The sequence below is a fragment of the Vibrio sp. R11-SG3-ISO9 genome (genome assembly GCF_059834255.1).
Genome location: NZ_JCBDGU010000030.1, coordinates 1 through 24131, shown reverse-complemented (window position 1 = coordinate 24131; position 24131 = coordinate 1). Strand labels below are relative to the sequence as shown.

The 24131-nt window shown below is 45.3% G+C and carries 14 protein-coding genes, 2 tRNA genes, 2 rRNA genes and 1 riboswitch; of the genes, 6 read left to right on the top strand and 12 right to left on the bottom strand.

What is annotated here, in order from left to right; translation table 11 throughout:
- Positions 1-2: 2 nt before the first annotated feature.
- From mshL to AC6R05_RS09045, 6 genes are all read right to left on the bottom strand, one after another.
- Positions 3-1664, bottom strand: a complete 1662-nt coding sequence (gene mshL / locus AC6R05_RS09070) for a pilus (MSHA type) biogenesis protein MshL (RefSeq protein ID WP_500647186.1) — start codon at positions 1662-1664, stop codon at positions 3-5.
- A 15-nt stretch (positions 1665-1679) separates the two neighbouring features.
- On the bottom strand, positions 1680-2015 hold the full coding sequence (locus AC6R05_RS09065) for a hypothetical protein (RefSeq protein ID WP_032552993.1): 336 nt from the start codon (positions 2013-2015) through the stop codon (positions 1680-1682).
- Complete coding sequence (locus AC6R05_RS09060) at positions 2008-2655, bottom strand: MSHA biogenesis protein MshJ (RefSeq protein WP_500647185.1); 648 nt, start codon at positions 2653-2655, stop codon at positions 2008-2010. The genes AC6R05_RS09065 and AC6R05_RS09060 overlap by 8 nt, the downstream gene beginning before the upstream one ends.
- A gap of 2 nt (positions 2656-2657) precedes the next feature.
- Positions 2658-4091, bottom strand: coding sequence for a PilN family protein (locus AC6R05_RS09055; RefSeq protein ID WP_446578187.1), 1434 nt, complete (start codon positions 4089-4091; stop codon positions 2658-2660).
- 2 nt (positions 4092-4093) lie between these two features.
- Positions 4094-6109 (bottom strand): RNase E specificity factor CsrD, encoded by a 2016-nt coding sequence (gene csrD / locus AC6R05_RS09050; RefSeq protein ID WP_500647184.1) that lies wholly within the window; start codon positions 6107-6109, stop codon positions 4094-4096.
- Positions 6110-6271: 162 nt separating this feature from the next.
- On the bottom strand, positions 6272-6820 hold the full coding sequence (locus AC6R05_RS09045) for a single-stranded DNA-binding protein (protein ID WP_500647183.1): 549 nt from the start codon (positions 6818-6820) through the stop codon (positions 6272-6274).
- Between the two features lie 282 nt (positions 6821-7102).
- Here AC6R05_RS09045 and AC6R05_RS09040 point away from each other — a divergent pair, with 282 nt between their 5' ends.
- From AC6R05_RS09040 to AC6R05_RS09025, 4 genes are all read left to right on the top strand, one after another.
- A complete protein-coding gene (locus tag AC6R05_RS09040; RefSeq protein WP_500647182.1) occupies positions 7103-7750 on the top strand; it encodes a LuxR C-terminal-related transcriptional regulator in 648 nt (215 codons plus the stop codon).
- A gap of 143 nt (positions 7751-7893) precedes the next feature.
- Complete coding sequence (gene galU / locus AC6R05_RS09035; protein ID WP_500647181.1) at positions 7894-8766, top strand: UTP--glucose-1-phosphate uridylyltransferase GalU; 873 nt, start codon at positions 7894-7896, stop codon at positions 8764-8766.
- A 139-nt stretch (positions 8767-8905) separates the two neighbouring features.
- On the top strand, positions 8906-11737 hold the full coding sequence (gene uvrA / locus AC6R05_RS09030) for an excinuclease ABC subunit UvrA (RefSeq protein ID WP_500647180.1): 2832 nt from the start codon (positions 8906-8908) through the stop codon (positions 11735-11737).
- 95 nt (positions 11738-11832) lie between these two features.
- Positions 11833-13608: a PglL family O-oligosaccharyltransferase gene (locus AC6R05_RS09025; protein ID WP_500647179.1), complete on the top strand. Its 1776-nt coding sequence runs from the start codon at positions 11833-11835 to the stop codon at positions 13606-13608.
- A 62-nt stretch (positions 13609-13670) separates the two neighbouring features.
- Here the strand turns inward: AC6R05_RS09025 and AC6R05_RS09020 are convergent, their stop codons facing one another.
- The gene (locus AC6R05_RS09020) at positions 13671-14810 is read right to left on the bottom strand and encodes a pyridoxal-phosphate-dependent aminotransferase family protein (RefSeq protein ID WP_500647178.1); all 1140 of its coding nucleotides are present in this window, start codon (positions 14808-14810) and stop codon (positions 13671-13673) included.
- Positions 14811-14986: 176 nt separating this feature from the next.
- Positions 14987-15164: riboswitch (Lysine riboswitch) on the top strand.
- Between the two features lie 107 nt (positions 15165-15271).
- Between AC6R05_RS09020 and lysC the strand changes: the two genes are divergently transcribed.
- Positions 15272-16645, top strand: coding sequence for a lysine-sensitive aspartokinase 3 (lysC, locus tag AC6R05_RS09015; RefSeq protein ID WP_500647177.1), 1374 nt, complete (start codon positions 15272-15274; stop codon positions 16643-16645).
- 63 nt (positions 16646-16708) lie between these two features.
- On the opposite strand, the gene metH is transcribed toward lysC, so the two are convergent.
- Positions 16709-20386 (bottom strand): methionine synthase, encoded by a 3678-nt coding sequence (metH, locus tag AC6R05_RS09010; protein WP_500647176.1) that lies wholly within the window; start codon positions 20384-20386, stop codon positions 16709-16711.
- A 169-nt stretch (positions 20387-20555) separates the two neighbouring features.
- Between metH and AC6R05_RS09005 the strand changes: the two genes are divergently transcribed.
- Positions 20556-21839, top strand: coding sequence for a cation:proton antiporter (locus AC6R05_RS09005; protein WP_032552981.1), 1284 nt, complete (start codon positions 20556-20558; stop codon positions 21837-21839).
- Positions 21840-22812: 973 nt separating this feature from the next.
- Here AC6R05_RS09005 and AC6R05_RS09000 read toward each other — a convergent pair.
- The 4 genes from AC6R05_RS09000 to AC6R05_RS08985 form a co-directional block, all read right to left on the bottom strand.
- A tRNA-Trp gene (locus AC6R05_RS09000) sits at positions 22813-22889 on the bottom strand.
- 58 nt (positions 22890-22947) lie between these two features.
- A tRNA-Asp gene (locus AC6R05_RS08995) sits at positions 22948-23024 on the bottom strand.
- Positions 23025-23065: 41 nt separating this feature from the next.
- A 5S ribosomal RNA gene (gene rrf, locus AC6R05_RS08990) occupies positions 23066-23181 on the bottom strand.
- A 93-nt stretch (positions 23182-23274) separates the two neighbouring features.
- Positions 23275-24131 (bottom strand): 23S ribosomal RNA (locus AC6R05_RS08985); the annotation flags it as partial.

The following is a 24131-nucleotide window of genomic DNA, read 5'->3' as shown; positions in this document are numbered from 1 at the left end:
GATTACTCTTCATCAGGGAACCATTGCTGCAGCAGATCACGCGAACGTTCAAGTTCACTCTGCCAAGTGTTCACACCAACAATCGTCGGTTTCAACAAGATCACCAGCTCGGTCTTTTGCGTCAGCTGGCTGGTATTGCGGAACAGATGACCAAGTGCAGGGATGTCACCAAAGAATGGAACCTTAGAGGTTACATCACTCACGTTAGATTTCATCAAACCGCCGATAACAACAACATCACCGTTACGCGCACGAATCACTGAGTCTGACTCACGAATAGAGCTTCTTGCCAATGGCAGCTCTACCGTACCCGTGGTTGAACCAAGGTTTAGAGATTTGGTCTCCTCACTCACATCAATAACGGCAGGGTGAACGTGAAGGAACACATTGCCTTTGTCATCAATCTGAGGCGTAACATCGAGAGAAATGCCTGAGAAGAATGGTGTTAGCTCGACTTCTGGCGCAACGTTAGCATTATCGCCGCTGCCTACAGCGCTCGAAAGATCCGTCACGTAGTACTCATCAGTACCGACTTTGATCACTGCTTTTTGGTTATTGGATGCCGTCACTCGAGGGCTAGAAAGTACATTCAGATCACCTTGAGTACCCATAAAGCTCAACACCGCTTCAAAGCTACCACCAGAGACAACAATATTTGATTGACCACCTAACAGTGCACCAACAGGATCAAGCCCCGGTAGCGTCACAGGAGTGATAGCACCCGCAGTGTCTTTAACAATGTTGCCAGTACCAATGGTGTAATTCGTGCCATTCGATGAGAACATCTTGGTCCAGTTGATACCTTGCTGGTAACCGTCGCTTAGGGTGACTTCAAGGATCTTAGCTTCCAAGATAACTTGGCGTTGCAAGCGCTCCTGAGAAATCCCCAAGAACTGACGCACTTCGCGAATCTCATCTGGGTAAGCTCGCACCGTAATCACACTTGCTTGAGGTGTCACTACTACACTTTGGCCATTACCGCTGCCGATTAAGTGGGTCACCGCCGCTTCTAATTGAGGCCAGAAATCACTCTCTGAAGTCGTTTCAATCTCAGTACCTCCTGTCGATGACGAAGAGTTTGAAGACGTAGAAGAGCTGTTTGAGCTAGAGTTTGAACTAGAAGAGCTCGATGAATTCGAGTCTGAGTTAGTGATGGTACCCGTTGTAATCGTCGTCAATGAGCGACCTGCTCGCTTAAGCTGCAAGTAATCAACAGGGATAGTCACTGTACGCAGGCCAGCCGGGAAGATTTGGATAACCTTACCGCGCTTCTCGATATCGTAGCCGTAAAGGTCTTGTACGACAGACAGCACTTCATCTAAGGTTACGTCGGTGAGATTGACAGTAATATTACCCGTAACACTTGGGTGAATCGCAGCACTAAATTCAGTACCTTTTACTAGACTCGCGAAGAAAGCTCGAGCATCAACACGATTGGCTTGAATACGAAAACGCTTAACCGTTTCCATACTAGGCGACATTGGATCATCGTCAAACTGCGGCATAAGGTCGTCTTGAACCGATGAAGGCAGCTCGCTCAGTGCGCGGCTATTGGCTTCATTAATGGATTCATTCAAAGACTCTTTGATCTCAACAGGATCACGGTGGCCCATGGAACAACCAACTAAAGATGAAACTAGAATTGCTACTACAAGTTTACGCATGTCTTCACTCAAACCTTAATTCTTCTTAATATCCAAAGAGAACAGCTCTAACTTCCACTGCTGAGTACTTCTCTGAAGAGTGACGTATTCTGAATCTATTTTTTTTACCTTATACCCACGAATCACCTCGCCTTGCGAGACAACCTGACCATTTAAGATGGCATAGCATGGGCTTTCACCCTTACAAACTATGCTCTGCAATGAAGGTAAGCGATAACGAGTTGGGGCTTTTTTAACGGGTGCTGCTTTCTGCTCTTTTGGAACCAACCACCCCAGTGGCGCAGTTGGATCTTGTTCGGCCAGTACCGATGAGCTGCAAAACAACAGAGACAGTAAAAGAACTCTAACCACCAATGAACTCCTGTCTTGTCCCTAATGTGTAAACCTCGAATACCAAACGAGCTTGTGGATACTCTTCTACCTTGTATTGAAAGGTTCGCCAGTAATAACGAACGGGAAGAGACTCCAGTGCTTGCAGATAAGCAGAGATATCGAAGTACGAGCCTGTCAGTTCCATGCGAACCGGATGTACGTAGTACCCCGAGTATTCACTGGTGCCTTTTTGGTTTGAAATGGGTTCGGGCTTTAATGACTCCAGCGACGCAAGTTTCAAACCTTTACCAGAACTCAAAACACTCTCTAACAACTCTGTCATTTGTGACGGCGAGATCAAGCCATCAATCATCTGAGCCAGATCCATCGAAAGCTCTTGGCTCTGAGCCATCAGCGATTTGAACTCGATATCGATCTCTTTATCGGGATTTCTATTGAGCTTGGCTTGTAGCACTAACAACTCACCTTCGAGCCTTTGATTTGACTGGGTCAAACTCATGCTCTTTGCACGCTTGGCTTGTAAATCATTGTATGCAGGTTCGACCAATACACTGAATAGGAGCATAAACAGGCCGACGAAACCACACAGAAATACCAGCCATTTTTCTCTTGAGCTTAGCGCTAGGAATTTATCGCTATACTGCTCCCACCTTTGCATTACTACTTCTCCCTACGGGTGCTTAATTCAAACGTCACAACATCTTGGTCATTACGACCAATCTTCAGTTTTTCAAACGCGCGCCCCACGAGATTAAGCTCATTTTTGAACTGCCCAACCCAATTAGGAATCACCTCGGCAGAGCGAGCGAATCCTGAAAGGTCGAGAGAATCATGAGTCATATAAATGCGAGAAAGCGAGATATCATTGCGCCCCAATTTAGCCAGAGCGTTCATGACGCCAGAATACCCGATTTGCTGGCTTTCGTCGTATTGACCTACTGCCAGTAAGGCGTCTTTTTTAGCTTGAATCTCACGTTTGAGACGCTCAACGGCGGCCACTTTCTCTGGAGAAGGCTTATGCTGAGCTAATTCAGCATTAAGCTGCTTCACCTGACTATTTAATTGATTAGATTTTTGCTGAAGAACAATCAGTTCATCATCAATATGAATCGTTTGATAGTGCATAAAACCATAAGCTGCGAGCATAACAGCAGAAACTAAAGCCCAAGATGCTGCGACGTTGGTGAGAGTAAAGTACTCTTTTTTCGGTTTTAAATGCTCAGGATAGAGATTAACTTTGAATTCAGAGTGCGCTTGAGCGAGCTCTACAAGCAGTGATTCGGAGCTTTCGCGCCCATTCTCACTGATCAAAGACACACTAGAACTTAGGGTATTAGATAACGCCTCTTTTAGCTCCGCTTCGTCCTCTTCATCACAACATATTTTTAGCTGTCGTAACTGAACACCTTTAATCTGTGAAGAGAGGTAATCAATTGAACGTTGCAGCTCAAGCGCCAGACCATCCATTTGAAGAGCACTCGAAGCGACTCCAGTTAACGGCGGCACAACACTACGAATGGAGCGTTGAAAGCACACGGTGTGATCGACAAAAGCACCCAGTTTGAAGTGAGCATTTTTGCTGCGTTGCAACAAAATGAAGTTCGATAATTCGCCCGCGCTGTAACCCCAAAGTTCATCTTCAGGCGCCACACCGTTGAGTGTCACTTGAGCTTGGCTTGCCACACTAAGTAATTTATCAAGAAGCTTTTTCGCAAGAACATAAACTTGAAGTTTGTTCGACGTTGGTAAAGCAACTGCGCTGGCGGTGATCTCAGTGACACGTTCTGACACAAGATCTTTGAGTAGGAAAGGTAATGCAACCGGCCACTCACTCTCAGGGATTTCCGGCTTATCAATTTGATAGGTCTGGTAGTAGTTAGAACTCACGATCAACTGCAAGCTAGCGCTATTGAAAGCATCACTTGCCAGTGACTTTTTCAGTGCACTCTCCCAATCACCATTCATGATTGGCGTAGCAATAACACTCTTGTCCGCTGCTGAAACATAAACAGCGTCGCTGCTTAATAACACCACTTGAGCTTGGGTGCCGTTTTGGGCTGGCTTTATCTTATTTAAAATCGCTTTTAACTTCATGGTTAACTACTACTCTTACGCCATCGATTTCTTCGGCCAACTTTAACTACCGACTCTGTTTTTACCTTAGGCTTATTCGGCTGAGGTACCGGAATAATTTGCCTCTCTTCATCAAACAATCGTCCTTGATAGCCGTGGATTCCCAACTCAAGCAGAGCATTTTTCTCTGAATTCGTTTCTACACCAACTGCAATTACCTGCGTTGGAGAGTCTCCACAAGCTCCAATCAAACTGCGTACAAACAGTTGATTTTCATGCCTTTGATCGATCTTCTTAACCAAGCTTCTGTGTAGCTTAATAAAATCGACTTTCAAATCTTTAATATAGTGAGTGCTGACAATCGTTCGACCCGCTTGACCGACTGTCACTTTGCATCCGAGCCCTTTCAGCATTTTGGCGACTGGTCTCATGTAATCTAGGTGAGCGATCACATGACCTTCTGAAAATTCAAACCCTAAATGCGCACGTTGCTGAGTTGAAAGCTGCAATAACTCACTTCTAAACCACTTAAAGTGCTGCTTATTCGCAAAAGGAGTGACATTTAGGTTAATAGAGTAATTCATCAGTTTCGAGGATTCTTTTACCGACTTCAATAAAACACGCAAAACTGATTGATCCATTTGTGCTTGATACCCAATCTGCTCTACCGCTGGCATAAATCGAGAAGATTTGAGTAAGCCTTTCTCTGGATCTTGAATCCTTGCGAATATTTCTCTATGTAATTCATGAGGTTGGCCTTTATTGGACGTAAGATAACACTGCTGCGCAAAGATTACTAAGTTTTCCGGCTGCAATGCCTTATCCAATAATGTTCGCCAACGAACACTGCCACGGTCCAACTCATTCTTATTCAGTTTAGGGTAACGACTCCAGTTATTACTTCGCTCTAACTGAGCACTCTTCAGTGCCGTCTCCGCTTCATCCATAATCTGACTGTGGCGCTCGCCTTCGGCATACATGGTCACACCGATGTGGCACCAATTATCCACATCTAGCGGCTCCGGTGGTGACAATTTATCGAGTTGTCTCAAACATTGGGCAGCCAGTGTCGCAATATCTTTACTACCTTGATGAGGAATAAACACGGCAAAGTCCGCATCGTAGTATCGAGAAAAGATAACATCAGGGTAACGTTGGACGATATTGGACAGTACTTCACCGACTTCAACGATAAAGGCGTCGGTTACTTGCTTGTCATTACTGTCTCGAACTTGTTCCCACTCTTCGATACGAATAAGCAACACGCCACCACGCGCGCCGCTCTCATGGAGGGCCGATTCCAGTTTGTTATCGAAAAGTACTCGATTAGCCGTACCAGTGAGCTTATCTAAGAAGGTATGTGTGCGAATAAAGGTATCAAAACGACTGCGCTCTTGGCGGGCATCTTGCAGTTCTTCAATCAAGACATCAAGGGCTTCACTGGCGGTATATGGCCACTCACGCTCATCTCCCTTGGCGTGAGATTCCACCTGCCCCGCAAGAATCATTCGTCCACGCTCTTCGAGCATTTCAGAGCCCATCAATTGCTCTTTAAGCCATTGCACGCCTCTTGCTAAGCAGAAAATGATCATAGCCACCGCTAAGGTGATCGACCACATCGCTTCCATTGAATAGTTATAACCAATATAGGGAGGCAAAGCCTTAAATTCGATTTGATACCCGGTATTTCGCTCTAATATAAAGATGCGCTCATAGAGACGATTCGGGTCGATTTGTGGAGAAGTATCTTTGAAACGATAAACAATACCGGTGGAGTTAGAGAGTTTCATCTCGACGATATTGCTGGCTTGCAACATTTTAGGCATCCAACGCTGCATAGAATAAGCAGCGTCTGGATCTTCCATTTCTTTATCCACGACATCAACAATCCCGACCAAATAGTGATCGAGATACTCTTGCCCAATACGCTTGAAAGAGAGTGTGCCCCCGATGAATAGAATAAACATCGCACTGATAACAATAACAGTAACGAATGCAACCAAGCGGGTGCTCAACTTAAGGGTCGGGGTATATCTCATGAATAACGAAATCCTTTTCAACTCACATTATACCGTACTGCTACGTTATACTATATTTTGCGGTTGTAAATAAAGCGTTAAGAGTTTTGGGTAGCAAAAAGCCGCGACAAACGCGGCTTTTCCATTTTAATACTTTGTTTTCTGATTTACGAAAAACAGAGTTTAGAACGGGATGTCGTCATCAAAATCCATTGGTGGCTCATTGTATTGAGGTTGAGCCTGTTGTGGAGCTTGTTGTTGAGGTGCTTGCTGCTGAGCAGCTGCACTGTATTGCTGCTGTTGTGGTTGCTGAGGTTGACCCCAACCACCTTGCTGCTGTTGACCACCCATACCGCCTTGAGCTGGTGCGCCACCTTGAGCACGACCGCCTAGCATTTGCATTACACCATTAAAGCCTTGAACAACAACCTCTGTTGTGTAGCGATCTTGACCGCTTTGATCTTGCCATTTACGTGTTTGCAGTTGGCCTTCAATGTAAACTTGAGAACCTTTACGTAGGTATTCACCTGCAACTTCTGCTAGCTTGCCAAACAGAGCCACACGGTGCCATTCTGTTTTCTCGCGCTGTTCGCCAGTTGCTTTATCACGCCATGATTCTGACGTTGCAATGGTAATGTTCGCTACTGCACCGCCATTTGGCATGTAACGAATTTCAGGGTCATTACCTAGGTTACCCACTAATATAACTTTGTTAACTCCACGGCTAGCCATGATTTGCTCCGTCTAAACTCATAGTCTTGAAAAATTTTAGCGCATAAGAATAACACGCTTTTTAACAGTGATAAATCGCAATCCGATTCTCTATTGAATCGAAAGAATAAAAACGTAACAAATCATGATATTCAGACGGGTGTTGTTTTTTTCGCCACTTACAAACCACTCATTTACGTGGTGAATTGATATTCAACGCAAGTCATAACAAAGCGACTAGTGATGAAATTAGCATCATGACAGTGTGAACGCTTCCCAATAAACATTAGAAGGAGCTTTCACATGAAAGTATCGAGGTATACTCGCACATTACACTTTTTATGCTTAGACCTAGAACAGAGTCATCTGTACATCAATGAGATAGAAAATTTACTTTCTATTCCAATGTATAGAATGCCTCCAGGAGAGATAATGTGCGTCAACAAAAAGCAGAGCAATCGAATCCTCTTGGTCGATTACAAGCAACTGCCTGACCTGTTTCAGGCTTTCCCCAATCTTGCTGTATTGTGGAAGAACTTTGAAATCATTCTTTTCAATGTCGAAAAGCCACTGCAGACTCAAGAGATCATCCGCTTTGGGCATCTAAAAGGGCTGTTCTACTGCAGCGATACCAAGCCTAAAATAGCTGAAGGCATCACAAGAATCATTAATGGGGATAATTGGTTACCGAGGAAGATCACCAGCCAACTGCTGTTCTACTATCGCAATATCGTCAACATCAGTACTTGCCCTGTTACTGTCGATTTAACTATCCGAGAGCTACAGGTGATTCGCTGCCTACAAACTGGCGCTTCGAATACCCAGATAGCAGAAGATCTATTTATCAGTGAATTCACAGTCAAATCCCATCTTTATCAAATCTTTCGTAAATTGGCTGTAAAGAATCGAGTGCAAGCTATAGCGTGGGCGAACCAGAACCTTATATCTTAATTGTTGAAACAAAAATTTTTGAGGGTAACGGGCACAACGATAGAGCTCGTTGCTAATTTTTCGACATTACTTGTGCTAGAGTTGCCCTCAGAAATACTACCCCACGGTCGTAAATAATAATTAGGTATATATAGGGTTTTATCATGATTAAAAAGTGTCTATTCCCAGCAGCAGGCTACGGTACTCGTTTTTTACCAGCAACCAAGTCGATGCCAAAAGAGATGATGCCAGTAGTAAACAAACCACTCATCGAATACGGCGTGGAAGAAGCAATTGAAGCAGGTATGAACGGCATGTGTATTGTAACAGGCCGTGGTAAGCACTCAATCATGGACCACTTCGACAAGAACTACGAACTTGAGCACCAAATCAGCGGTACTAATAAAGAAGAACTGCTGTACAACATTCGTGAAACCATTGAAGCGGCAAACTTCACTTACATTCGTCAGCGTGAAATGAAAGGCTTAGGTCATGCTATCTTGACGGGTCGAGAACTCGTTGGTGACGAACCGTTTGCTGTGGTACTGGCTGATGACTTATGTGTAAACGAGCAGCAAGGTGTACTTGCGCAGATGGTCGCGCTTTACAAACAATTCCGCTGTTCAATCGTTGCGGTACAAGAAGTACCAGAAGACGAAACACACAAATACGGTGTGATTTCAGGTGAGATGATTAAAGACGACCTTTACCGTGTTGATGACATGGTAGAGAAACCAGAGCAAGGTACTGCTCCGAGCAACCTAGCTATCATTGGTCGCTACATTCTGACTCCAGATATCTTCGAACTGATTGAGAATACTGAACCTGGCAAAGGCGGCGAGATTCAAATCACCGATGCGCTACTAAAACAAGCTAAAGCAGGCTGTGTACTCGCATACAAATTCAAAGGTAAACGCTTCGATTGTGGTAGCGTTGAAGGTTACATCGAAGCAACGAATTTCTGCTACGAAAACCTATACAAAAAAGACGCACAGAAAGTTGAGCTAGATAAACACTCAACCAAGAAAGAAGCTTAATCGCTTCCAGTTTTTACTCTGTTTTAAAGGCAGCTCAATCGAGCTGCCTTTTTTGTACTGTTTTTTTATCCAGTAAAACTTTGCACAAAACTCACACTATGTAATACTTTAGCCACTGAAAATTACATGGTTGCCTGAAATGGATAAAATTGAAGTAAGGGGTGCTCGCACGCACAACCTCAAAGATATAAACCTAACAATCCCAAGAGATAAATTAATTGTGATTACGGGTTTGTCTGGGTCTGGTAAGTCTTCACTGGCTTTCGACACCCTGTATGCAGAGGGTCAGCGTCGTTACGTTGAGTCACTGTCTGCCTACGCTCGTCAATTTTTGTCCCTTATGGAAAAGCCCGATGTTGACCACATTGAAGGCTTGTCTCCGGCGATCTCTATCGAGCAAAAGTCGACATCCCATAACCCGCGCTCAACAGTGGGAACAATTACAGAGGTCTATGACTACCTGAGACTTTTGTATGCTCGTGTTGGTGAACCTCGCTGTCCAGATCATCATATTCCTCTTGCAGCACAAACCATCAGTCAAATGGTCGATAAAGTTCTAGAACTGCCTGAAGGCTCGAAGATGATGCTGCTTGCTCCTATCGTTAAAGAACGTAAGGGTGAGCACGTTAAGACACTGCAAAACCTTGCAGCTCAGGGCTTCATTCGAGCAAGGATCGACGGTGAGACCTGTGATCTTTCCGATCCACCAGCACTAGAACTACATAAGAAACATACGATTGAAGTTGTGGTCGATCGCTTTAAGGTTCGCCCTGATCTTCAACAACGACTCGCTGAGTCTTTTGAGACCACTCTAGAGCTATCTGGCGGTATCGCCGTTGTCGATTGGATGGATGATAACGATCAAGAAGAGATCGTGTTTTCGGCTAACTTCGCTTGTCCTAAATGTGGTTACAGCATGCAAGAGCTTGAACCACGACTTTTCTCTTTCAACAACCCAGCTGGTGCCTGTGGTTCCTGTGATGGCCTAGGTGTACAACAATATTTCGACCCAAGCCGCATTATTGTTGACGACAACCTAAGTATTGCCGACGGTGCCATTAAAGGTTGGGATCAAAAGAACTATTACTATTTCCAAATGCTCACTTCGCTCGCTGAGCACTACGGATTTGATCTGTTTGCGCCGTTCAACTCTTTGCCAAAGAAAACTCAAGACATCATCTTGAAAGGATCGGGTCGCACAGAGGTTGAATTCAAATACATCAATGATCGTGGCGATATTCGAGTTAAGCGTCACCCGTTTGAAGGTATTCTGAATACGTTAGAGAGACGCTACCGTGATACTGAGTCGAACTCAGTTCGTGAAGATCTTGCGAAGTATATTTCAACTAAGTCCTGTTCTAGCTGTGGCGGTACCCGCCTAAGACTCGAAGCGCGCAATGTATTTATTGGTGATACCACCTTGCCACAGATTGTTGAACTGAGTATTGCTGATGCCTTGGCATTCTTCCAAAACCTGCAATTGAGCGGTCAGCGCGCACAAATTGCCGAAAAGGTAATGAAAGAGATCAACGACCGCCTACACTTCTTGGTCAACGTTGGCTTGAACTATCTCAACCTATCGCGCAGCGCAGAGACACTTTCAGGTGGTGAAGCGCAACGAATCCGACTTGCAAGCCAAATTGGTGCAGGTCTAGTTGGCGTTATGTATGTTTTGGATGAACCTTCCATTGGTCTCCACCAGCGCGATAACGAGCGACTACTACAGACTCTCGTACACCTTCGCGATCTTGGTAACACCGTATTGGTTGTCGAACATGATGAAGATGCGATTCGCTGCGCCGATCACGTGATTGATATTGGTCCGGGAGCTGGTGTTCACGGTGGTAATGTCGTAGCCGAAGGCACCATGCAAGAGATCATCGACAATCCAAACTCTTTGACTGGCCAGTACTTAAGTGGCGTAAAAGAAATTGCAGTACCAAAAGAGCGTACTCCAATCGACAAGAAGAAAGTCGTAGAGCTGATTGGTGCGACAGGCAACAACCTTAAAGAGGTGACAGCGACAATTCCTGTCGGCCTGTTCAGCTGTATTACGGGTGTGTCAGGTTCTGGTAAATCAACTCTGATTAACGATACCTTCTTTAAGATAGCCCACACGCAGCTTAACGGTGCAACAACAGCAGTGCCAGCACCGTACAAGAAGATAAAAGGCTTAGAGCATTTCGATAAGGTCATCGATATCGACCAAAGCCCAATTGGACGCACGCCACGTTCTAACCCAGCAACCTATACTGGTATCTTTACACCAATTCGTGAACTGTTTTCAGGTACACAAGAAGCGCGTTCCCGTGGTTACAAGCCGGGCCGCTTTAGCTTCAACGTTCGAGGTGGACGCTGTGAAGCCTGTCAGGGTGATGGTGTAATTAAAGTCGAAATGCACTTCTTACCAGATGTATACGTTCCTTGTGATGTATGTAAAGGGAAACGCTATAACCGTGAAACACTGGAAGTACGCTATAAAGGCAAAACCATCGATGAAGTGTTAGAGATGACGGTCGAAGATGCTCGCGAGTTCTTTAACCCAGTTCCAGTGATCGCTCGTAAACTCCAAACATTAATGGATGTGGGCTTATCATATATTCGACTTGGACAAGCCGCGACAACGCTGTCTGGTGGTGAAGCGCAGCGTGTTAAATTGGCTCGTGAGCTATCTAAGCGTGATACAGGCAAGACTCTGTACATCCTAGATGAGCCGACCACAGGTCTTCACTTCCACGATATCCAACAGCTATTGACTGTTCTACACCGACTGCGTGATCACGGAAACACAGTCGTAGTCATCGAACACAACTTGGATGTGATTAAAACCGCAGACTGGATCATCGACTTAGGCCCAGAAGGTGGCCAAGGCGGTGGTGAAATTATTGCTGCTGGCACGCCTGAAGATGTGGCATTGGTCGAAGGCTCTCACACAGCTCGCTTTCTTAAGCCTATGTTGACTATGAAATAGGTCTACAATAGCGCTCAGCGAATAAGACGAAAAGTGTTAAAGTATCGGGGCTTGTTCTAATTGGACAAGCCCCGTTTTTATAAGGTTAAGGATCTATGGCGACAATACACACCAGTGGTACACAGCTTGAGGGTCAAGTGACTCAACTTCCGCTCAATAAGCCCTTTTTGGTTTCTTTGGCCGTTGTCTTTCTCATCGCTATGCACTTTTTTATGCCTAACCCTGGTGGTTCAGGCTTAGCACTCTCCTTCAACCCTACCACTTGGCTGGCCTTGAGCTTTACTTTAGCAATTGGTTTTTACCAAATGGCCAATAACCGAGTCATCAAGTACTCAAAGCTTACTATCGGGCTTCTGATTAGCTGCATTATTCTTACACTGCCAGTCCTATACAGCAACGCAGACCCTTCCGGTGCTTCAGGTCGCTTACTTGGGCTGTGGACTGGTTTCTCTTTTTTCGTTCTTCTTCAGCAGTTCAAGTTTAGTAACAAACATAAGCAGCGCTTACTGTGGTTCATTGTACTCGCCGTTATGATTCAAGCTCTGTTTGGTTACTTCCAGTACTTTTTCTTAGAAGCCGGCAATATGTTTGGCTACAACACCAAAGCCAACCGCCCTTATGGTATTTTCCAGCAGCCAAATGTGATGGCGAGTTTTCTCGCAACTGGCTTTGTGCTTTCTGCATATCTTCTGGCGAGACAGCCAACCAAATACAACCTTAAACTGAGCGAGTCGTTTCTGCTCTATATGATGCCTGCGATCACAGTACCACTGCTGATCATCATCGCATCCAGAACAGGTTGGCTGGCTAGTGTATTAAGCTTTGTCCTTATCCTGCCATACCTTTACAAGTTTTCGACCAAGAAGCGCTTTTACGGCTGGTGCGGTTCTGTATTGCTCGGACTGATTGCTGGTTTTGCTATTATCAACTTACAGGCAGCTGATAGCTTAGCCAGCAAGCGTACACACTTGGAAAGTGCTCGTGCTTACACTTTCCCACAAGCCCTCGACATGATGGTGGAAAAGCCATTCTCTGGTTATGGCTACGGTAAATTTGAGTCTGAATATACGCTGTACACAGCACGTCAACATCAACTCAACTCCAATTATCACCCAGGGCTTCCTGCGATGGATCACCCGCACAATGAGTTGTTATTTTGGGGTGTTGAAGGGGGTATTGTACCGATCATCGGTATTCTACTTGCAGCGGCTTTGGTCGCAGGCCGGATAACGACCGCAACAAAGGGAACACAGTTAGCTCTGTTCGCTCTGTTTATTCCGATCGTTTTGCACTCACAACTTGAGTACCCGTTTTATCACTCGGCCATTCATTGGGTCACCTTTATTGTACTCCTTTATTGGGTTGATCAACGCACTTCCTATCATTACCAAAAGGGATTTAGCGTTATCAGTAAAACCTTATTTAGAGTAACGAGCCTGGTTGTGCCAATTCTTGTCAGCTTCTATATGTTGAGCGCCTTACACACCAATTATGTGCTGACCAAGTTTGAGAAATCACAACCTAAAAATCCGGATATTCTTAAAGAGGTTTCGAACCCTGTAGTTTGGAAAGATCGTTACGATTGGGATATCTACAGTACTTATCTCAATATCGGACTCTATCAAGAAGATCCGAAGCTGATTCAGCCGTATATCGATTGGTCTTTGAATATCATCAAGTCAAAGCCACGTCCTGCGTTTTACAACAACCTGATCTTGGCTTACCAAGGCTTAGGGGACGAAAGCAAAGCCGAACAGATTCGCAGCGAAGCGCAATTCCTGTTCCCTAATAGAGATTTTTCGACCGTGCAGTATCAGCGCCCATCACAGGTAAAGTCATCGACATCATCAGCGCAAAGCAGCGCTCAATAGCACCTAATAAAAAAGGCGAACGAGATAACCCGTTCGCCTTTCAAATCAATGATACGAAGTATTTACTTCAAAACATCCGCCAGAGCTTTCAAACACAAGGCAACATTCTCTTTGCGAGCGCCATAACCCATTAAGCCAATTCGCCACGCTTTCCCAGCTAATGCGCCAAGACCCGCGCCAATCTCTAGGTTGTATTCTTCAAGCAATCGCGTTCGAACAGCTACTTCATCAATTCCTTCAGGGAAATACACCGCGTTCAATTGCGGTAGTCGACTTCCCTCTTCAACCACAAAGCTTAGTCCAAGAGATTCAAGCCCTGCCTTTAGCTCACGGTGCGCTGATTGATGACGCTCCCAGGTATTCTCTAACCCTTCATTGTGGAGAATCACCAAGGACTCATGCAAAGCGTACAGGCTATTTACCGGCGCAGTATGATGATAGCTACGTTTTCCTTCACCACTCCAGTACCCTAGCACCAAGCTCTGATCTAAGAACCAGCTTTGCACAGGCGATTGACGCGCTTTCATCTTCTCTACCGCTTTTTGAGAAAAAGTCACTGGCGAAAGACCCGGAACGCAAGACAAACACTTTTGACTACCCGAGTAAACGGCGTCTAACTGCCATTCGTCCACCAACAGAGGGACTCCACCCAATGAAGTCACAGCATCCACGATTGTTAGTGCGTTAGAACGACGAGCAACCTGAGAAATCGCTTCCGCATCTGTAAGGGCGCCCGTTGATGTTTCTGCATGAACAAACGCAACAGCAACTGCATCTGGGTGTTCGGACAGTGCCTGCTCAACTTTATCGATGGATACAGGTTTCCCCCACTCATCGTCAACCAGAATAGCTTCGCCACCGCAGCGAACTACGTTTTCACGCATTCGCTCACCGAATACACCATTACGGCACACAATCACTTTTTCGCCGGGTTCAATCAGATTGACGAAACAGGTTTCCATACCTGCACTACCCGGCGCTGAAACAGCAATCGTAAACTCATTTTCCGTTTGAAAGGCATACTTTAATAGCTGCTTCACCTCATCCATCATATTGATAAACAAAGGATCTAAATGGCCAATAGTAGGACGACTCAGAGCCTGTAGCACTCGAGGGGAAATATCAGAAGGCCCCGGTCCCATTAGCGTGCGATGAGGAGGAAAAAAGCTTTCAGCGATGGCGGTTGTGTGCAGGTTCGACATAATTATCCCTTATGTTTATGACATGAACCTTCCACACTAAAGCAAATCCACTACCTCAGCAATTAGTCGAAAGTCTCGAGGTCAAACCAGTGTCACAGAATTGTTAAATTTATTTTCACTTTATCTTGAGTTACCGATTGACATTCTTACCGCAAACACGTTCAATAAAACAGCTATCAAGCAGAAGAGGAGCACTGCCCAGGTAGATGTTTTGTGGAACCACATTTCCAATACAGAACATTCAGGGGGAGCAGTGCCGAGGTAACTGAAACATGTCGGGTTTCTGTTATCGGTTAATCGGGCTGAATCCCATTAACTGTCATCATTCCAATATGATGAGGAGCTTCTGAGGTTTACAATTCAAATACACACCTCTCTTTTTGCTCTAAACCCTCTCTTCAAAACATTGGACGTTGGATTACCAACAGTAATTTTTATTTTAGGAAGTCGGGAGATTTATCGTGAGCGCATCTAATGTAGCTGGTTCTTTTAATGTCGCCAAATTCGGTGGGACAAGCGTTGCTAACTTTGAAGCAATGAGTCGCTGTGCAGCCATTATTGAGAATAACCCAAATACCAAGCTTGTTGTCAGCAGTGCGTGTTCAGGCGTCACCAACCTGTTAGTTGAATTAGCTAACGGCGTACAAGACCAAGGCCGCCGCCAAGAGTTAATGAGCCAACTAACAGATATTCATCACGCGATTTTGGATCAACTCGCAGAACCAATGAGTGTCGAGAAAGAGATCCATACGATTCTGGATAATGTAGCGAGTGCTGCAGAAGCTGCATCTTTTCAATCAAGTGCCAAGTTAACTGACCACTTAGTGGCGTGTGGTGAGCTAATGTCGACTCACCTTTTTGCGCAAATTCTTCGAGAGCGTGGCGTATCTGCCGTCAGATTTGATATCCGTGACGTCCTGCGTACCAATGACGCTTACGGCAAAGCAGAACCTCAACTGGAGCAGATCTCTCAGCTTGCTCAAGAAAAACTGATTCCTTTGTGCCAAGAACACGTCGTAGTTACCCAAGGATTTATTGGTGCAGACGATGAAGGTAATACAACCACACTTGGTCGTGGCGGAAGCGACTATTCAGCAGCATTGATTGCAGAATCAGTATTGGCGGCTGGTCTAGAGATTTGGACTGATGTTCCGGGAATCTACACCACAGACCCTCGTATCGCCCCTAAAGCTTCACCAATTCCAGAGATCAGCTTCAGCGAAGCATCTGAAATGGCAAACTTTGGAGCTAAGATCTTACACCCTTCTACATTAGTGCCAGCGCTACGCCATCAGATTCCTGTTTTTGTCGGATCATCTAAAGAGCCTGAAAAAGGTGGTACTTGGATTCGTCAACAAGTTGAGAGCTCACCACTGTTTAGAGCACTGGCCCTGCGCTGTAATCAAACCATGGTCACACTGCGCAGTGCTAACATGTTTCATGCATACGGCTTCTTGGCAAAAGTATTTGAGATCCTCGCTAAGCATAAGATCTCTGTCGATCTTATTACGACCTCAGAGATCAGTGTCTCTCTGACACTCGATCAAACAGATACTTCTGGTGGTGCCCCAGAGTTGCCTGAAGTTGTACGCAAAGAACTTGAAGAGCTATGTACAGTAGAAGTTGAACACAACCTATGTCTTGTTGCGCTTATTGGTAACAATATGAGTGAGAGCAAAGGCTATGCAAAACAGGTCTTCAGCACTCTTGAAGACTTCAACTTACGCATGATCTGCTATGGTGCAAGCCCACACAATCTTTGTTTCTTAGTCCATGAATCAGTTTCTCGTTCAGCAATTCAAAAACTACACCAAGAGTTGTTTGAGCAAGAGTAAAATAATCAATTAGATACAAAAAAAGGGTTGCTCAATGGCAACCCTTTCTCTTTCTAGTCGATCTTAGTTAATGTTTGGACCTAACCACTTCTCGGCTTCAAGCGAATCCCAACCCTTGCGATCAGCGTAGCTATCTACTTGATCTTGCTGAATCTGAGCAATTGCAAAGTAGCGTGAATCTGGATGAGAGAAATACCAACCCGATACTGATGCACCTGGCCACATCGCATAACTGCTCGTCAAAGACATATCAATGGTTTCCTCAACCTTCAATAGCTCCCACAATGCGCCCTTTTCAGTATGCTCAGGACAAGCAGGGTAACCCGGTGCAGGACGAATACCTTGGTATTTCTCACGAATCAGCTCATCGTTCGAGAGGTTTTCATCGGCAGAGTAGCCCCAGATATCTTTACGCACTTGTTCATGTAGATATTCTGCAAATGCTTCTGCAAGACGGTCAGCCACAGCTTGAATCATAATCGCATTGTAGTCATCGCCCGCAGCTTTGTATTCATCAGCAAGCTCACGCTCTCCGATTCCGCCTGTCACCGCAAAGGCACCGATCCAATCTTTCTTACCTGATTCTTTTGGCGCAATGTAATCAGACAGACAGTAGTTAAACCCTTTCGGTTTCTCGGTTTGTTGACGTAGGTTGTGCAGAACCTTAGCGACCTCAGTTCGTGACTCATCAGTGTACACTTCAATATCATCGCCAACACTTGCCGCAGGGAACAGCGCACACATACCACGAGCTTTAAGTAAGCCCTCGCGTTCAACTCGATCAAGTAGGTCATTGGCGTCTTTGAATAGACGTTTTGCCTCTTCGCCTACTTCTTCATGTTCAAGAATTGCAGGGTATTTGCCCACTAGAGACCAAGTCATGAAGAACGGAGTCCAATCAATGTAACGACGCAAGGTTGCAACATCAAAGTCATCATAAACATGAACGCCCGGCTTAGCTGGAGCTGGCGGCGTATAGCTTTCCCAATCAATAGCGACTTTATTCGCTCGAGCTTGCTCTAACGTTACAGGCTTAGTGCGAGGTTTTTTACGGTTGTGCTGATCGCGAACACGCTCATAATCCAAATCTAGCTTCTCAACAAATGCAGGACGAAGCTCATCAGATAACAGGGACGTACATACCCCAACCGCTCTTGATGCGTTGTTCACATACACCACAGGGTTCTTGTAGTTCTGTTCAATCTTAACTGCAGTATGCGCCTTGGAAGTTGTTGCACCACCAATCAACAGTGGCAAATCGAAATCCAAACGTTCCATCTCTTTAGCTACATGCACCATCTCATCGAGTGATGGAGTAATTAGGCCAGATAGACCGATAATGTCGACATTCTCTTCTTTAGCGACTTTTAGGATCTGTTCGCAAGGAACCATCACTCCAAGGTCAATAATCTCGTAGTTATTACACTGCAGTACCACGCCCACAATGTTCTTACCGATATCGTGAACATCACCTTTTACAGTAGCGAGCAAGATCTTACCGTTTGAAGAACCAGCTTGCTTAGAAGCGTTAATGAAAGGCTCCAAATGTGCAACGGCTTGCTTCATTACACGCGCTGACTTAACTACCTGAGGAAGGAACATCTTACCTTCACCAAACAAATCACCAACCACATTCATACCATCCATTAGAGGGCCTTCAATGACCTCTAATGGCTTACTGGCATTCAAACGAGCTTCTTCAGTATCTTCGACGATAAATTCAGTAATACCTTTGACAAGTGCATGCTCTAGGCGCTTCTCAACCGCCCAAGTACGCCACTCAAGTGCTGAAGCATCTTCCTCTTTACCGACACCTTTATTAGCGTATTCAGCAGCGATATCTAGTAGTCTCTCAGTCGAGTCATCACGACGGTTTAGAACCACATCCTCTACCGCTTCACGCAGTTTATCAGGGACGTTATCGTAGATTTCAAGCTGACCAGCATTAACGATACCCATATCCATACCGTTCTTGAAACAGTGATACAGGAACACCGCGTGAATCGCTTCTCGAACGTAGTTGTTACCACGGAAAGAGAACGACACGTTAGATACACCGCCTGAAATCATCGCATATGGAAGGTCGCGTTTGATGTCTGCTACCGCGTCAATAAAATCAACCGCGTAGTTGTTGTGCTCTTCAATACCTGTCGCAACCGCAAAGATGTTCGGGTCGAAGATAATATCTTCCGGCGGGAAACCGACTTCATCCACCAAAATATTGTATGCGTTAGTACAAATCTCTAGCTTACGCTGACGGGTTTCTGCTTGGCCAACTTCGTCAAAAGCCATCACGATAACTGCAGCACCATAACGGCGAATCAGCTTAGCTTGCTCAACAAATTTCTCTTTACCTTCTTTCAAAGAGATCGAGTTAACGATGCCCTTACCTTGAATACATTTCAGGCCGGCTTCGATGACTTCCCACTTCGAGGAGTCGACCATAATAGGCACTTTAGAGATTTCAGGTTCAGACGCACACAGATTTAAGAAACGCACCATGCACGCCTCAGCGTCTAGCATGCCTTCGTCCATATTGATGTCGATGATTTGCGCGCCATTCTCAACTTGTTGACGAGCAACTTCCAAAGCTTCGTCATAAAGCTCTTCTTTAATCAGACGCTTAAATCGAGCAGAACCGGTAACGTTGGTACGCTCGCCAACGTTGACGAACAAGGTGTCTTTTTCGATAGTGAGAGGCTCTAATCCTGATAGGCGACATGAGACAGCTAACTCAGGTAAAGCACGCGGCTTAACATTGTCGACCACATTAGCCATATGGCGAATATGTTCTGGCGTGGTACCACAACAACCACCGATTAGGTTTAGGAAGCCGCTCTCCGCCCACTCTTTTACGTGAGAGGCCATATCTTCAGGAGAGAGATCATATTCACCAAAGGCATTAGGAAGACCAGCATTGGGGTGAACTGAGACAAATGTTTCTGAAATGCGAGAAAGCTCATCTACATATGGGCGCAGTTCATCTGGTCCTAGGGCACAGTTCAAGCCAAAGGACAGCGGGCGAACGTGGCGAAGTGAATTGTAGAAAGCCTCTGTTGTTTGTCCGGAAAGCGTTCGACCTGATGCGTCAGTGATAGTACCTGAGATCATTACTGGCAGAGTAATACCTAACTCCTCGAACACGGTATCAACGGCAAAGGCACAAGCCTTAGCGTTTAGAGTATCGAAAATGGTCTCAATCAGGATCAGGTCAGAACCACCTTTGATCAGCGCTCGGGTTGATTCGGAATAAGCTTCCACTAACTCATCAAAGCTAACATTTCGATAGCCCGGATCATTTACATCAGGAGAAATCGAACAAGTACGGTTAGTTGGACCAAGCACACCAGCGACATAGCGAGGCTTTTCCGGTGTTTTCGCAGTCCACTCATCAGCGGCTTCACGAGCTAGCTTGGCTGCAGCAAAGTTAATCTCTTCGCTAAGGCTTTCCATATCATAGTCAGCCATCGCAATGGTAGTAGCGTTAAAGGTATTGGTTTCAAGGATGTCTGCGCCAGCTTCTAAGTAAGCTGAATGTATGTCCTTAATAAGCTGAGGTTGAGTAAGCACCAAAAGGTCGTTGTTGCCTTTAAGATCACTATGCCAATCAGCAAAGCGCTCTCCTCGATAGTCCTGCTCTTCCAGTTTATAGTTCTGGATCATGGTGCCCATGCCACCATCGATCAATAGAATTCGTTGCTTTAATTGAGCTTCGATCTGTTGCTTTACATTACTTCCCACAGTACAGCCTCATTCCTTTAATTATCACTCCATCCTATCACACATTAAAAAGGAGTCTAGACGTCTAAACGGAGAATTTGATAACTAATCTATGACAAAAAACAGTTTGCTATTTAAGCGATAGAGGACGAAAATTCATGTTCATATTTTGTTACATATCGGAAATCCAATGTCGGTCTACTACACACTTTGCTTTTTATCTGCAGCAGCAATGTTGATAGCGTTTGTAAACAGCAAGATAGGAAAGATGCAAACCACAATCGCCATTACTGCTGGTTCGATGATGCTTTCACTGATTATCCTGATTGCTGGTCAAAACAATTGGTTTCAGCTGTCTGAAATCGCTTCAGACACAGTGGCAAGTATCAATTTCGAAGATTTTCTACTCAAAGGAATTTTAGGTTTCCTATTATTCGCAGGTGGACTAGGGATTAAACTACCTAATCTAAAAGATCAGAAGTGGGAAATCACAGTACTCGCATTAGGAGCAACTCTATTTTCGACTTTCTTTATTGGATTTGTGCTTTACGGATTCTGCCAAGTTATCGGCATTCAATTTGATCTTATCTACTGCCTGCTGTTTGGCTCTCTTATTTCACCGACTGACCCAATAGCAGTACTCGCGATCGTTAAAAAACTCGATGCACCAAAACGCATTTCGACCCAAATTGAAGGTGAATCGCTGTTCAATGATGGCTTTGGTCTGGTTATCTTTGTCACCCTATTTACCATTGCATTTGGTACTGAAGCTCCAACGGTAGGTAGCGTAACGATGTTATTTATCCAAGAAGCGATTGGTGGGATTGTTTACGGTTTTGCATTAGGACTCCTGTTCCATTACCTGATTAGTAACACCGACGACCACTCAATGGAGTTGTTACTGACTATCGGCATCCCAACGGCTGGATACGCGTTCGCAGAAGTACTCCATGTATCAGGTCCATTAGCTATGGTGGTATCAGGTATTATGATCGGCAACTGGACTCGCTTTATCGGCTTCTCAAAAGAGAGTGAAGATCACTTAGACCACTTCTGGGAGCTAGTCGACGAGTTTCTAAATGGCGTGCTATTCCTACTGATCGGTATGTCGATGCTACTTTTTGAATTCCACGAAGAAGACTGGATCTTAATGGCTTTCTCTGTACCGTTAGTACTAGGAGCACGATACCTCAGTGTATTCTTGTCATACATTGGCTTTAAGCGCTTTAGAAGCTACAACCCATGGTCAGTTAAAATTCTTACTTGGGGCGGATTACGTGGTGGTCTAGCTCTCGCAATGGCTCTATCTATTCCATCAGGTATCTGGGTCATCGAAGACAAACTTATCGATGTAAAAGAGATCATCCTAGTCATGACATATTCAGTAGTAGTCTTCTCAATCTTAATTCAAGGCTCAACGATTACACCAATGATAGAGAAGGCTAAGCTCGCAGAAAAAGAGTTAAACAAATAACACTCCTACCCTATATAGAGGCTGCTTCCTAAGTAGCCTCTATCCTGTCCCTATCAAGCCATCTTCTAACTATCATTCCTACTCGCTTACTCTTCGCATTAATACATCCTAGCAACTACTGAAAATCTCACTTTTTGAAATACACAGCCTTGTCTCGATAGTTCAGACACCAATGAGTTAGAGCTAATCAAGGATTAAGTAGTATTTGCGCTCAATAGCACCAGACTATCCCTTCACTTATAAATTAAATGGAACTGGAATTTGAGGATTACAGATGTGTTGTCTTCATGTGGCAGGAAGTGGATTAATACTTCCTAAACAACAAAAAGCCTAGATATAAGTTAGAGCTTCTGATACAGGTGGGTACAAACTCCACTCTAGTTAGATCCATCAAACTAGTAAGCCAGGTCATCTAGTTATCTCAACACTACTTCGTGGAAACAGATGAAAGGCCCTAGAACTCCTATCGAGGCTTCAGTACATAGCAGAGTTGAGAATTTCTAACTCTCGACACAAGCTTTAGAAAATACAAATACGTTAGGGTTTCAGCTAGAGCCTTCAACAAGGCGATGCTCGATTGCGCTGACACTTCAAATACTCGATCGGATAAGCGAGCGATTTGCTTAGCTCTTTCAACACTGTTCCAAATTTAATATATAGCAGGTGAACTCGGCTAGTGATTCAGAGGTCGACTATGTTGGCACAGCTGCTCTCAATACACGCTGTTTTGGTGATCGGGGAGTCAGCTATTCTGTTAATGGTATTGTTGTAGTGTCTGAAAGAAAAAAGGCTCTGACGTTAGTCAGAGCCTTTGAATATGGCTGGGGGACTGGGCCGGAACTCCGGGGATTCGACTATGTTTTAAATCTAACTCCCAACGTATGTATCTCTGGTAACCTCAGAATCCGCTGTTTTATTTTTTGGCAGTCGAATACGAAAAAAGCCTCAGCATTTCTACTGAGGCTTTCGAAGATGGCAGGGGTGGAGAGATTCGAACTCCCAACACGCGGATTTGGAATCCGCTGCTCTGCCAATTGGAGCTACACCCCTAAAATTTCAATACTGTAGATTCGAAAAAACCTCGCACTAGGCGAGGCTCTCGAATAAGTGGCGGAGTGGACGGGACTCGAACCCGCGACCCCCGGCGTGACAGGCCGGTATTCTAACCAACTGAACTACCACTCCGCAGTGGTAAACACGTCTTTAGACGTGGTTCCAAAATTAAAGCCTGGTGATGTCCTACTCTCACATGGGGAAGCCCCACACTACCATCGGCGCTATTGCGTTTCACTTCTGAGTTCGGCATGGAATCAGGTGGGTCCACAACGCTATGGTCGCCAAGCAAATTCTTAAAATTCGGAAAGCTGTTTCTATTCTCTTCAAACTCATTCAAGCGTTTGTATCTTTGAGTCCATCAAAACCCCTTGGGTGTTGTATGGTTAAGCCTCACGGGCAATTAGTACAGGTTAGCTCAACGCCTCACAGCGCTTACACACCCTGCCTATCAACGTTCTAGTCTTGAACAACCCTTTAGGACGCTTAAAGCGCCAGGGAAGACTCATCTCAGGGCTCGCTTCCCGCTTAGATGCTTTCAGCGGTTATCGATTCCGAACTTAGCTACCGGGCAATGCCATTGGCATGACAACCCGAACACCAGAGGTTCGTCCACTCCGGTCCTCTCGTACTAGGAGCAGCCCCCTTCAATCTTCCAACGCCCACGGCAGATAGGGACCGAACTGTCTCACGACGTTCTAAACCCAGCTCGCGTACCACTTTAAATGGCGAACAGCCATACCCTTGGGACCGACTTCAGCCCCAGGATGTGATGAGCCGACATCGAGGTGCCAAACACCGCCGTCGATATGAACTCTTGGGCGGTATCAGCCTGTTATCCCCGGAGTACCTTTTATCCGTTGAGCGATGGCCCTTCCATTCAGAACCACCGGATCACTATGACCTGCTTTCGCACCTGCTCGAATTGTCATTCTCGCAGTCAAGCGGGCTTATGCCATTGCACTAACCTCACGATGTCCAACCGTGATTAGCCCACCTTCGTGCTCCTCCGTTACTCTTTGGGAGGAGACCGCCCCAGTCAAACTACCCACCAGGCACTGTCCGTAATCCCGATTCAGGGACCAACGTTAGAACATCAACACTACAAGGGTGGTATTTCAAGGACGACTCCACCACATCTAGCGACGCGGTTTCAAAGTCTCCCACCTATCCTACACATGTAGGGTCAATGTTCAGTGCCAAGCTGTAGTAAAGGTTCACGGGGTCTTTCCGTCTAGC